This window comes from Streptosporangium minutum, assembly GCF_002149035.1.
GTDB classification, from domain to species: Bacteria; Actinomycetota; Actinomycetes; order Streptosporangiales; family Streptosporangiaceae; genus Streptosporangium; species Streptosporangium minutum.
Map to the genome: position 1 here is coordinate 1 of NZ_NGFP01000280.1, position 11822 is coordinate 11822.

The window sequence follows — 11822 nt, forward strand, 5'->3', positions numbered from 1 at the left end:
GGAGAGGTCGGAGCCGCTGACCCGGAAGCTGACCGCGCCCTTGGACGTCTCCAGGCTCACCTTGCCGCCGGCGCAGGAGAGCGAGGGCTTGTCGGTGCCCGGCACCACGACGGTCAGCAGCGAGTGGGGCGAGGCGGGGGAGACGACGGCGGGGGCTGCCTGCTTCTGCAGGTAGGCGGGGGAGACCCAGCCCTGGTAGGGGTTCTGCCGGCCGCGGACCACCTCCAGCCCGCTCACCGGCTTGCAGGAGGGCATCGCCACCTGGACCAGCGTCGCCTTCCAGCCCACCTTGTCCTTGACCACGACCCGGCCGCCGCTGTTCGACACGGTGGACAGCTCGGGGGCGAAGTGCCAGAGGTTGTGGACCCGGGAGCCCTTGGGGACCGTGTCGAGCACGGCCATCACGTCCTCTTCGTGGTTGACCAGCACCGAGCGGGTCCTGGGCACGCCGTAGGCCCTGTCGGTCAGCCGGTAGCTCTGCCGGCTCTCCCCGATCGAGGACCTGCTCAGGGCGGTGGCCGTCCTGTTGCGGAACCCGGCGCCGACGACGGACGGCGTGTTGTGCGCCTCCGGGGACGTCGTCCAGCGGCGGTAGCCGTTGTTCTCGTAGGAGTGGAAGCCCACGTCGACCAGGACGTCGCGGCCCTGGGCGTAGTAGGTCACGCCGAGGTGGTCCTCGTGGCCGTGGTACTTCTGGCCGGGGCCGAAGCGGATGGAGTAGAACGCCGACTCGGGCTTGTCCCAGGCGGTGCGCCCGTAGACGTAGCCGTTGCCGAACACCCGCACGGTCTTCTTCGGGTGGTCGTAGCCGACCGGCCGCACATCCGCGCCGCCGTCCCCGATCGGGACCATGAACCCGTTGGGCTGGGTGGAGTGGGAGATGAAGTCCTCCAGAGACTCCCAGCGCCGGGTGATCTCGCCGGGCACCTTCCGGCCGCACGCCGTGATCCCGTCCATCGCGACCTTGAGCCGTTGGTGGACGTAGATCGCGTAGCGCGGGGCCTGCTCGCGCAGCGCCCCCTGGGAGTCGACGTCGAGTTTCACGGTCTCGGTCAGCCGCTTGACGGCGAGACCGGCCCACGAGCCGTTGCCGTAGCGGCAGCCGATGCCCAGCAGCGCGATGTCCTGGTCGATCCCGTGGTTGTGGCCCTTCTCGTACAGTCTCGGGTCGGACAGCATCTTGGCGTGCTCGGCCAGGCTGCCGGTCAGCCAGGAGGCGCTGACATGCTTGCTGAGGCAGACCAGCGCGGGGGCGCGCAGCGCGATCGGGTGCTCCTGCCAGGCGTACGGGCTGGCCTTGGCGCCGCCCCGGCGGGGGTTGTCCGCCACCCAGTCCTTGGCGATCTCGGTGGCACGGGTCAGGTAGGCCGCCTGCCCGGTCGTCTCGTAGTCGGCGACCAGGCGGCCCATCCAGCGCAGGGAGTGGAAGACCATGCTCCACGAGCGGTTGCGGTAGGGATCGGTACGCCAGTTGACGTTCTTGCCGACCTTCACCGGGGCCAGATCCAGGAACTCCAGCTCGCCGTTCATGATGTCCGGCGCCGTCGGTGTCGCCGGTAACCAGTCGCCCTGGCACTCGGTCGTGCGTTTGACCTTGTCCGCGGCCTCCGCTGTGCCGACCGCCGCGCCGCAGGCCACGAGGAGGATGAACGAGAGGATGAGTGGTGTGGTGCGGCGGCGCACGCCAGTTCCTTCCAGGCCAGATGAAGAGGGCGGATCATGCTGTCCGAATCCCACCAAACCGGTCAAGCCGGGTGGACCTCTTCCAGGACATCGTTAGCAACTAGATGCGTGCCGGACGTTTGACGCTCCTCAGGCGCGTCCCCGGGTGCTGGCCCAGATGTTCGGGCGCGGCAGGGGCTCGCCGGACCTGACCGCGCCGGCCCACTCCGCGACGGTGGCCACCGAGGCGAAGTTGGAGTCCATCACCACCAGCACGTGGTCGTGCAGCTCCTCGGCCGTCACGCTGCCCGCCCGGTTCGACAGGGCGAGCGTGCCGGTCGCGTCCGACAGGAACTCCACGGCCATGCCCCGGTGGTGGGCGTCGCGGGCGGTGGACTCGTCGCAGTTCTGGCTCATGTATCCGGCGACGGTCAGCGTGTCGACCCCCTGGGCGTCCAGCCAGCCGGCCAGGCCCGTCCCCGCGAAGGCCGAGGCCATCGTCTTCTCCACCAGGTGGTCGTACGGCCTGCGCGCCACCTCCTCGTGAAGCTCCCACGAGTGGCCGCCGGCGGCGAACAGCGGCGAGCCGGCGGGTGAGGTGTGCTGGACCACGACCACCGGGACGCCGTGCTCGCGCGCGGTGTCCATGGCGGTGAGGACGGCGGCCAGGCTCTCCTCGCGCGGGGGATGGGTGATGGGCAGGGCGCCGGTGAAGTACTCGTTCTGGACGTCGATGACGATCAGTGCTCGTTTCATGCCCCCAAGCCTGGTGGAGCGGGCCGCGGGGATGTGAGAGCCCTTCCGGCCATCCACCGCGACGATCAGGCCAGCCCGCGGACGGCCCGTCGCTCCGCGGCGGGGGCCGTCGCGCCCGTCGCGCCGGGGCCGCCGAAGGTCTCCCGGTAGGCGGTGGGGGAGACCCCGACCTGGCGGCGGAAATGGGGCCGCAGGGCCACCGCCGAGGCGAAGCCGACGCTGCGGGCCACCCGCTCGACCGGCTCCCGGGTCGTCTCCAGCAGCCGCTGCGCGTGCAGGACCCGCTGGTGGAGCAGCCACTGGGTGGGCGTGGTGCCGGTGACCTGACGGAAGCGGCGGTCGAAGGTGCGGCGGCTCATCAGGGCGCGGGCGGACAGGGCGTCCACGCTGAGCTCCTGGTCCAGATGGCGCAGGGCCCAGTCGAGGGCCTCGCCGAGCGGGTCGCCGTCGGCGGGAGCCGGCACCGGGTGGTCGATGTACTGCGCCTGGCCGCCGGCCCGGTGCGGCGGCACCACCAGGCTCCTGGCGATGTCGTTGGCCGTCCGCGAGCCGTACGTCCGGCGGATGAGGTGCAGGCAGAGGTCGATGCCGCCCGCGCTCCCCGCGGAGGTCAGGATGTCGCCCTCGTCCACGTAGAGCACATCGGGTTCGACCTGGACCCGCGGGTACGCCGAGGCGAGCAGCGGGGCGTAGCGCCAGTGCGTCGTGGCCGTGCGCCCGTCCAGCAGGCCGGCGGCGGCGAGGACGAACGTGCCGAGGCAGAGGCCGACCACCGTCGCCCCGCGCTCGTGGGCCCGGCGCAGCGCCTCCAGCGCCTCGCGCGCCGGCGGGCGGCCGAGCGGCCGCCGCCAGGTCGGCACGATCACCAGGTCCGCCTCGTCCACGGCGTCCAGGCCGTACGGCGCGGCGAGGGCGATGCCGGCGTCCGTGCGCACCGGGCCGCCCTCGGCGGCGACCGCGCGCACGTCGAACTCCGGCGGGCCGCCCAGCCGTTCCCCGAAGACCGCGATCGGCACGGAGGCCTCGAACAGCGGGATCTCGTCGAACAGCACCACGGCGACGGTCGTGAACCCCATGGCGGGATTCTATCGACGGCTGGCTTCCCGGCCACTCGCGTACCTTGTCCCACCGGGAGAGGCTGGCCGCATGAGATTCGCCGACATCGTGATCCCCGACACCTCCGCCACCCGTGGGGCGCTGGAGGTCGCCACCGCCTACTGCTCACCGGCCCTGCTCAACCACTCGGTGCGGGCCTACCTGTGGGCGGCGGCCTACGCGGAGACGAACGGCATCGCCTTCGACGCCGAGCTGCTGTATGTCTCGTCGATGCTGCACGACATCGGCCTGGTGAAGGAGTTCGACAGCCACACCGTGCCGTTCGAGGAGGCCGGAGGGCATCTCGCGTGGGTCTTCGCCGCTGGGGCCGGGTGGCCCGTCGAGCGGCGCGTGCGCGCCTCCGAGGTGATCGTGCGGCACATGTGGGACAAGGTGGACCTCGCCGAGGATCCGGAGGGCCACCTCCTGGAGCTGTCCACCGCCCTCGACATCTCCGGCCGGCGGCCGGAGGACTTCCCCGCCGGGCTCCGGGCCGAGGTGCTGGAGCGCTACCCGAGGCTGGGGATCGGCGAGGAGTTCATCGCCTGCCTCAGGGGCCAGGCCGGGCGCAAGCCGGACAGCCTGGCCGCCGCGTTCGTCCGCGGCGGCGTCGCCGACCGCATCCGGGCGAACGCGCTGGACGGCTGACAGACCGGTACGGGACGCCCGCGCGGCCGGGCCGGGGCCCGGCCGCCGATCGGGTCAGGAGCCGGAGGCGGAGGCGGGGCCGGTGCTCTGGACGACCTCGAACGACCAGAGCTGGGCTCCGGTCGCGGCCGGCCCCTGACCGTGGCCGTGCCCCTGGCCGGCGGCCTGGCCGTGGCCGTGCCCCTGCTCCTGGGCGTGGCCCTGCTCCTGGCCGCCGGCCTGGGCGTGGCCCTTCTGGAAGGCCTGGCTGTCGGTCCAGCGCTTGAAGTCCTCCTCGGACCGCCAGCGGGTGTAGACCATGTATTGGTCGGTGCCCTCCACCGGGCGGAGCAGCTCGAACCACTCGAACCCGTCCGCCGACTCCACGATCCCGGCCCGCCCGGAGAAGCGGCGCTCCAGCTCCTCGCGCATCTCCGTCGGCACGGTCAGCACATTGATCTTGACAACGCTCATGTGACCCATCCTGCCCTACCGACCCCCGCCGTACCGCGAGCGCCGCCTCCCCGGCCGCGCCGTCAGGCGACGGTCCTGCGGGAGCGCGGCGGCTCCTCCAGGGTCACCTGGGCGACGGCCGGGATGTGCTCGGTCTCCAGCGCCTGGCGCATGTGCGGGATGGCCACCCCGTCCAGTTGCTCGCGGATCGCGCTCATCGGCAGGCTCTCGGCGGCCACCACGCGCACCCGCACCTCCGGATGCGTGTCGGTGCCGACCATCGCGGCGCTGGCGCCGAGGATCGCGGGGTGTGCGCTGATGTCGGCGGCCATCGCGTCGGTGACGCCGCCGGTGTGGAGATCGGTGACACCTCCGGGGCCGCTCGCCAGGCGGATGTCGCCCAGCCTGGCACGCCGTCCCTGGACCAGCAGCCAGCGCAGGCCGAACAGGGCCAGCACGATCCCGGCGGCGGCGACCACCCACCACAGCCACGGGTCGTAGCGGGTGAAGGCCTCGCGCACCGGGCCGTTGACGAGCGGCTCGCGGGCGGGCGCCAGGTTCTGCGGGAACGCGCCCGCGCCACGGGCGACCGTTAAGCCGCCCAGGACCGTCAGCAGCAGCCCGATGATCAGCAGCCCCAGCCGGTTGCCCCTCGGGGTCCTCCTGTCCAAGGCGATCACCTTCCTCGCAGGTTCACGCGGACGGGATAGTCGTCCACCGGAGCGATCGCGGCGATCCGGTCGGCGACGGCCAGCCGTACGGCCTCGGCCAGCCCCGTGGTGTCCCGCAGGTGGCTGCCGGCCGTCACCTGGGCGGTCGTGCCGTGCAGCCGCACCCGGGCGTGGTCGACGCCCTGGACCTGCCGGGCGGCGTGGGCCAGGGACCGGGTGAAGCCGCGGCGCTGCACGCCGATGACCAGGTCGGGGTCGCCGGTCCTGGCCGGGATGAACCTGGGCCGTCCGGGGACGAGCGCCAGCAGCACCAGCAGCAGGCCGAGCGCGGTGACCACGCTCGCGCCGAGCATCACCCGCGGGTCGCTCCACGGTGTCGAGGAGGCCCAGCCCAGCATCCGGTCGTACGGCACCCAGCGCACCGGGCGGCCGAGCAGCGCGGAGATCGTCTCCACCGCGGTCAGGACGCCGATCACGGTCATCAGGGCGGCCGTGATCACGGCGGGGACCACCCGGCGCGGACGGAAGGCCTTGACCGCCGCCCGGTCCGCCGCCCGGTTCCTCGGGACTTCGGCGGGCGTGGGCGGCGGGGCCTGTTCCGTGAGCGCCGCGCCGGGTGCGGCCGGTGTCTCCGGTGCGGGACTCGACCCGGAGGTTCGGTGGGGAGGACCGGAGGTGGCCGTCATCGGCCGTCCTCTCCCCGGGACGGCACCACGCCGGTCACGTCGATGTCGATGTGGTCGATGTGCAGACCGGTCAGCACGCTGACCCGGTCGGCGACGTGCCGCCGGACCGCCTCGGTGACCTGCCGGAGCGGAGCGGGATACTCCACCGACACGTCCAGTCTCAGCACTGTGAGGTCCCCGTCCAGGGTGGCGCGGGTGCGCTCTCCGAAGGTCAGCGGCCCCCGCTCGCGGACCTCCCGCACCCGTGCCACCTCCCGGGCCGCGCGCGCCGCGATGCGCGACACCACCCGCTCCGGGATGTCCGTCTTCCCACGCCGCTCGGCCGGTACGGCCGGCCGTACCGGCCGAGCGGGCGGGGCGGACAGCGCCGCGTCCGCGGGGGAGGTGCCTCCCGGACGCTGGGCGGGGAGACCGCGCACGTCCGCGGGCGCCTCGGTGGGCGTGGCGCGGTGCTCGACCGGTGTGGTCATTGCCGCCTCACGCCCAGCCGGGACAGGTCGATCTCGCCGCTTTCGACGATGCGGCCGATGAGGAGTCCGACGGCGCCCAGGACGAGCACCAGAAGGAACGCGCCGAGGCCGCCGAAGGCCGCCGCGAAGCCCAGGACGATGCCGACGAACAGGCCGACGACGCTCCATACGGGGAACTGGTTCATCGAATACCTCCGATATAGACGTTCACCGGACGGTCACCCACAAGCGGGGCGATCGCCGTACGCACCTCTTGCGCGATCTCCGGCAGTGGCCGCCCCATCTGGACGACGATGGAGACCTCCACCTCGTCGTCGCGTAACGCGACGCCGGACACCCTCTCGCCGGGCAGGTAGGTCGCCACGGTTCCGAAGGGGCCACCTGACAGGTCGGCGACGTCGGGGCATCGCCGTACGGCGTCGGCGATCTCGTGCGCGAGTTCGCTCACCGGACGCGCGGCCCCTGCTCGGCGTCCTCCGACCCGCCCTCGTCCTTCTCCTGGCCGGGCATGTGGACGTCGTCGACCTTGATGTTGACCTCGGTCACCTCAAGCCCGGTCATGCGCTCGACGGCCATGATCACGTTACGGCGGACGGCGGAGGCGACGTCCGGGATGGCCACGCCGTACTCGACCACCAGGTCGAGGTCGACGGCCGCCTGCCGCTCGCCCACCTCGACGGACACACCCTGGGTGACGCTCTTGTCGCCGCCGACCATGCCGCGGACCGCGCCGAGCGCCCGTGCGGTGCCGGCGCCCATGTTGTAGACGCCCGAGACCTCCCGGGCCGCCAGGCCGGCGATCTTCGCTACGACCCCGCTGTCGATGCTCGTGTTCCCCTTAGGAGTGGCCAGGCCCCCCTGGCCGCCCGGGGCGTCGGCCCGAGCCCGCGGCACCGGGTTCTCGTCGCCCTTCGGCACGTTCACCGTGTTGGCTTCGGTCACGTCGATTCCTTCCCCCGAGGGGAAGCCGGGTGCTTCCCAACGCTGCTTACAGGGCGTAATACCCCCCATAAGAACAGCAACCGGGACATACCTTTTCGTGGGGAAATCCTGGATATGTGCAGTAAGTCTGTTTAGCGGCACATGTCCAAAGCTGGTCTGCTCCGGGGGGCCGGGAAGGTGTGCGGCGCTCCCCGCACGGCGCGGCGGCGCCGGTCCGCCGGCCGGTGGCCGACTCGCCGCCGGGCGGCGGTCCGGCGGGACCGCGGGCGCGACTAGCCTTGTCGTGTGCGTATAGCGAGGTTCTCCACAGGTGAGGGTGTCGGATTCGGCGTGGTCGAGGGCGGACCCGGCGAGGAGTTCATCTCCGCGATCTCCGGGCACCCCTTCGGCCCGATCCAGTTCACCGGTGAGCGTTACTCGCTCTCGCAGGTCAAGCTGGTCGCGCCCATGCTGCCCAGTAAGGTCGTCGCGATCGGCAGGAACTACGCCGACCACGCCCGCGAGATGGGCGGGGACGTCCCCGACGAGCCGCTGGTCTTCCTGAAGCCGTCCACCTCGGTGATCGGTTCGGGAGAGGCCATCGCCTACCCGACGGGGCTGTCCCAGCGGGTCGACTTCGAGGGGGAGCTGGCCGTGGTCATCGGCAGGCTCTGCCGGGAGGTCCCCGCGGAGCGGGCCCACGAGGTCGTCTTCGGCTACACCTGCGCCAACGACGTCACGGCCCGGGACCTGCAGAAGAAGGACGTCCAGTTCACCCGCGCCAAAGGCTTCGACACCTTCTGCCCGCTCGGCCCGTGGATCCAGACCGAGCTCGACCCGGGTGACCTGGGCATCACCACGACGGTGAACGGCGAGATCAAGCAGAGCTCGCGCACCTCCAAGCTCATGTACGACATCCCGACGCTGATCGCCCACGTGAGCGCGGTCATGACCCTGATCCCCGGCGACGTCATCCTCACCGGGACGCCCGAGGGGGTCGGCCCGCTGGACGTCGGCGACGAGGTCAGCGTCGGCATCGAAGGAATCGGCACTCTCACCAACCGGGTGGTCTCCCGTGACTAGGGTTCGTTTCGCTCCCTCCCCCACCGGCATGTTCCACGTCGGCGGCGCCCGTTCGGCGCTGTTCAACTGGGCGCTGGCCGAGCAGTCCGGCGGCACGTTCGTGCTGCGCATCGAGGACACCGACGCCGCCCGCAACCGGCCCGAGTGGACCGAGGGCATCATCTCGGCGCTGGCCTGGATCGGCATCAACGGCGACAGCCCGTTCTTCGAGGGCCCCTACTTCCAGTCGGCCTACGAGGAGCAGCACCGGGAGGCGGCGGCCAAGCTGGTCGCCGACGGCCGCGCCTACTACTGCACCTGCACCCGCGACGAGGTGAAGGCCCGCACCGGCTCGGAGCACAAGGGCTACGACGGCTTCTGCCGCGACCGGGGCCTGACCGAGGGCGCGGTCCGCTTCCGGACCCCGGACGACGGCGTCACCGTGGTCCAGGACCTGGTCCGCGGCACGGTCGAGTTCCCCAACGAGGCGATGGAGGACTTCGTCGTCGCGCGTGCCGACGGCTCCCCGCTGTTCGTGCTGGCCAACGTGGTGGACGACATCGAGATGCGGATCAGCCACGTGGTCCGCGCCGAGGAGCACCTGTCCAACACGCCCAAGCAGCAGCTGCTCTGGGAGGCGCTGGGCGTCGCCCCTCCCACCTGGGCGCACGTGCCGGTCATCGTCAACGAGAAGCGCCAGAAGCTGTCCAAGCGCCGCGACAAGGTCGCCCTGGAGTCCTACCGCGAGGAGGGCTACCTGGCCGAGGCCATGGTCAACTACCTGATGCTGCTCGGCTGGGGGCCGGGCGACGACCGGGAGATCATGCCCTGGGCCGAGATGGTGCCGCTGTTCGACCTGGGCAACGTCAACCCGTCCCCGGCCTTCTTCGACGAGAAGAAGCTCCGTGCCTTCAACGGCGAATACATCCGGGCGCTGCCGCTCGACACCTTCGTCGCCCGCTGCGAGCCGTGGCTGGACCCGAGCTGGGACCGGGAGACCTTCGCCAAGGTCGCCGAGCTCGCCCAGACCCGGATCGCGGTCCTGTCCGAGATCACCGCGAACGTGGACTTCCTCTTCCTGGACGAGCCCGTCTTCGACCAGGCGTCGTGGGACAAGGCCATGAAGAACGCCGCGGTGGAGATCCTCACCGGCTATCTCGCCCGTCTTGAGAAGGTCAACATGGACTCCGAGTCGCTCAAGAGCGCGCTGGAGGAGGTCGGCGCCGAGCACGGCCTCAAGCTCGGCAAGGCCCAGGCCCCGGTCCGGGTGGCCGTCACCGGCCGGACCGTCGGCCTGCCGCTGTTCGAGTCGATCGAGGCGCTCGGCCGGGAGCGTTCGATGGACCGGATCCGCGCCGCCCTCGCCAGGCTCCAGGGCTGAGACGCGCCCGGACGGGGCCCGGCAGGCCGGGCCCCGCGACGAGCGCGAGCGTGAGGGCGGCTCCGGCCGCCATCGCCAGCCAGACGCCGGTGAGACCGAGCGCGGCGCCGAGCGCGTAGGCGAGAGGGAGCTGGGCCGCGAAACCCGCCAGGGTGGCGGTGAGCAGCCTGCTCCCCTTCCCGCTCGCCTGGAGCACCCCGCCGACGGAGATCAGTCCGCCGAACGGGACCAGGTAGAGCGTCATCCAGTGCAGGAAGCCCGCGGCCTCGGCGGCCACCGCCGGATCGCCGGTGAACAGGCCCGCCGCGGGCGCGGCGAGGACGTTGAGCACCGCGGCGACGGCCAGGCCCGCCGCCAGGCCGTACCCGAGGGCGGGTCCCGCGTCGCCGGAGCGGGCCGTCCGGATCATGGCGGCCTGGCGGAGCGCGTAGAAGGCCATCACGCCGGCCAGCATGATCTTCGTGCCGATGCCGTAGCCCGCCAGCGCCACGACGCCGAATCCGCCGACCACCTCCACCAGGACCATGCCGACGAGGGACCTGGCCAGGAAGTCCCCGGCCATGGGCAGGCCGGTGCGGACGATGGCCACGGCGTCGGCGCGGTTCGCGCGCGCCGGACGGTCGCGGGGCGTCCGCCGGGCGAGAAGGATCAGCGCGACGGCGAGCGTGACCGTCCGGGCCAGCACGGTCGCCGCGGCGGCCCCCGGCACGCCGAGGTCGAGCCCGTAGATGAACAGCGGGTCGAGGACGATCACCAGGGCGTTGCAGAGCAGGGCGGTGCGCATCGGGGTCGTGGTGTCGCCGCGTCCCTTGAAGACCCCGTCGGTCAGCGACTGGGCGAAGAAGACCGGGAGCCCGGCCAGTGAGATCAGGTAGAAGTCGGCGGTCAGGCCGGCCGTCACGGCGTCACCGGTGAAGAGCCGGGCGAGCGGCTCGCGGAGCAGCACCCCGGGGACGGCCACCGCCAGGCTGACCGCCGCCCAGAGCAGCCACGCCGTACGGATCACCGGTGTGATCGGTTCCCTGCCGTCGCGCCGGCCGACCAGGACGGTCGTGCCGGTCTGGACGGCGAGGATGACGCCCAGGGCGAGGTATTCGGTGGTGGTCGCCACCGTCACCGCGGCCACGGCCTGGCTGCCCAGGCCGGAGACCCAGAGCAGATCGATCAGGCCGACCGCGACCACGGCGGTCAGCAACTCCACGTAGACGGGCAGGGCAAGGCGGATCAGACGCATATTGATACCTCTTTTCGAGTTAGCTCGTTTAGAGGTATAGCGATACGATGCTTCCATGGCAAGCGGCGACCTGACCCTGTCGATACTCGGCCTCCTCGGGGAGGGGCCGATGCACGGTTACGAGCTCAAGGCCCGGATCCTGGAGTTGAGCGGTCATCTCCGCCCGGTCAGCGACGGCGCCCTCTACCCGGCGATCACCCGGCTGGAGAAGGCCGGGCTCGTGGAGCGGCACGAGGAGGAGGGGGCGGGCGCGGCCCGCCGTCAGGTCCTCACCCTGACCGAGGCCGGGCGGGCGGAGCTCCTGCGACGGCTCAGGGAGCCCGCCGACCTCGACATCAGCGATCAGACCCGCTTCTTCGGCCTGCTGACCTTCCTGTCCCAGCTCCCCGGCCGCGCGGACCGGGCCCGGGTGCTCCGCCGCCGCCTCGACTTCCTGGAGGCCCCCGCCAGCTTCTTCTACCGGGACGGCAGGCCGCTGCGGGCCGAGGAGGTCTCCGACCCCTTCCACCGGGGCATGCTCCTGGTCGCCCGCGCGACCGGCGACGCCGAGAGGCGGTGGCTCAGGGAGGCCGTCGCCGAACTGGACGCCTGACGGGCGGAGCCCGCCCGAGGGTCCGGGGCGCCGGTCCCGGGGAGCTGGGACAGGAAGGTCAGCAGGCCGAAGAAGCGGGTCTGATCGCTGATGTCGAGGTCGGCGGGCTCCCTGAGCCGTCGCAGGAGCTCCGCCCGCCCGGCCTCGGTCAGGGTGAGGACCTGACGGCGGGCCGCGCCCGCCCCCTCCTCCTCGTGCCGCTCCACGAGCCC

At 72.1% G+C, this 11822-nt stretch carries 15 protein-coding genes; 4 read left to right on the plus strand and 11 right to left on the minus strand.

Annotation, left to right across the window (positions count from 1 at the left end; genetic code table 11):
• The 3 genes from CA984_RS37710 to CA984_RS37720 form a co-directional block, all read right to left on the minus strand.
• Positions 1-1683: heparinase II/III domain-containing protein (locus CA984_RS37710; RefSeq protein WP_086578180.1), on the minus strand; the 1683-nt coding region annotated here is incomplete at its 3' end.
• Positions 1684-1812: 129 nt separating this feature from the next.
• Entirely contained in the window at positions 1813-2418 is a 606-nt protein-coding gene (locus CA984_RS37715; protein ID WP_086578181.1) for a cysteine hydrolase family protein, read from the minus strand.
• A 65-nt stretch (positions 2419-2483) separates the two neighbouring features.
• Positions 2484-3494, minus strand: coding sequence for a GlxA family transcriptional regulator (locus tag CA984_RS37720; RefSeq protein ID WP_086578182.1), 1011 nt, complete (start codon positions 3492-3494; stop codon positions 2484-2486).
• A gap of 70 nt (positions 3495-3564) precedes the next feature.
• Between CA984_RS37720 and CA984_RS37725 the strand changes: the two genes are divergently transcribed.
• Positions 3565-4161: an HD domain-containing protein gene (locus tag CA984_RS37725; RefSeq protein ID WP_086578183.1), complete on the plus strand. Its 597-nt coding sequence runs from the start codon at positions 3565-3567 to the stop codon at positions 4159-4161.
• Positions 4162-4215: 54 nt separating this feature from the next.
• Here CA984_RS37725 and CA984_RS37730 read toward each other — a convergent pair whose 3' ends face one another.
• The 7 genes from CA984_RS37730 to CA984_RS37760 form a co-directional block, all read right to left on the minus strand.
• Positions 4216-4614, minus strand: coding sequence for an antibiotic biosynthesis monooxygenase family protein (locus tag CA984_RS37730; RefSeq protein WP_086578184.1), 399 nt, complete (start codon positions 4612-4614; stop codon positions 4216-4218).
• A gap of 62 nt (positions 4615-4676) precedes the next feature.
• Complete coding sequence (locus CA984_RS37735) at positions 4677-5264, minus strand: hypothetical protein (protein WP_133061895.1); 588 nt, start codon at positions 5262-5264, stop codon at positions 4677-4679.
• Positions 5265-5269: 5 nt separating this feature from the next.
• On the minus strand, positions 5270-5950 hold the full coding sequence (locus CA984_RS37740) for a DUF6286 domain-containing protein (RefSeq protein ID WP_086578186.1): 681 nt from the start codon (positions 5948-5950) through the stop codon (positions 5270-5272).
• A complete protein-coding gene (locus CA984_RS48925) occupies positions 5947-6420 on the minus strand; it encodes an Asp23/Gls24 family envelope stress response protein (RefSeq protein WP_086578187.1) in 474 nt (157 codons plus the stop codon). The genes CA984_RS37740 and CA984_RS48925 overlap by 4 nt, the downstream gene beginning before the upstream one ends.
• Positions 6417-6605 carry a hypothetical protein gene (locus tag CA984_RS37750; protein WP_031158565.1) on the minus strand — a complete coding sequence of 63 codons (189 nt, stop codon included), beginning with the start codon at positions 6603-6605 and terminating at the stop codon, positions 6417-6419. The genes CA984_RS48925 and CA984_RS37750 overlap by 4 nt, the downstream gene beginning before the upstream one ends.
• A complete protein-coding gene (locus tag CA984_RS37755; RefSeq protein ID WP_086578188.1) occupies positions 6602-6868 on the minus strand; it encodes an Asp23/Gls24 family envelope stress response protein in 267 nt (88 codons plus the stop codon). Before CA984_RS37755 ends, CA984_RS37750 begins: the two co-directional genes overlap by 4 nt.
• Positions 6865-7362, minus strand: a complete 498-nt coding sequence (locus CA984_RS37760; protein ID WP_086578189.1) for an Asp23/Gls24 family envelope stress response protein — start codon at positions 7360-7362, stop codon at positions 6865-6867. Before CA984_RS37760 ends, CA984_RS37755 begins: the two co-directional genes overlap by 4 nt.
• Before the next feature lie 285 nt (positions 7363-7647).
• On the opposite strand from CA984_RS37760, the gene CA984_RS37765 reads away from it, so the two are divergent.
• Both CA984_RS37765 and gltX read left to right on the plus strand, forming a co-directional pair.
• A complete protein-coding gene (locus CA984_RS37765; protein WP_086578190.1) occupies positions 7648-8424 on the plus strand; it encodes a fumarylacetoacetate hydrolase family protein in 777 nt (258 codons plus the stop codon).
• A gap of 28 nt (positions 8425-8452) precedes the next feature.
• Positions 8453-9784 carry a glutamate--tRNA ligase gene (gltX, locus tag CA984_RS37770; RefSeq protein ID WP_031158572.1) on the plus strand — a complete coding sequence of 444 codons (1332 nt, stop codon included), beginning with the start codon at positions 8453-8455 and terminating at the stop codon, positions 9782-9784.
• Here the strand turns inward: gltX and CA984_RS37775 are convergent.
• On the minus strand, positions 9678-11018 hold the full coding sequence (locus CA984_RS37775) for an MATE family efflux transporter (protein ID WP_165781553.1): 1341 nt from the start codon (positions 11016-11018) through the stop codon (positions 9678-9680). The genes gltX and CA984_RS37775 overlap by 107 nt on opposite strands.
• A gap of 55 nt (positions 11019-11073) precedes the next feature.
• On the opposite strand from CA984_RS37775, the gene CA984_RS37780 reads away from it, so the two are divergent.
• Positions 11074-11610, plus strand: a complete 537-nt coding sequence (locus tag CA984_RS37780) for a PadR family transcriptional regulator (RefSeq protein WP_086578192.1) — start codon at positions 11074-11076, stop codon at positions 11608-11610.
• The last annotated feature ends 212 nt before the right edge of the window (positions 11611-11822 follow it).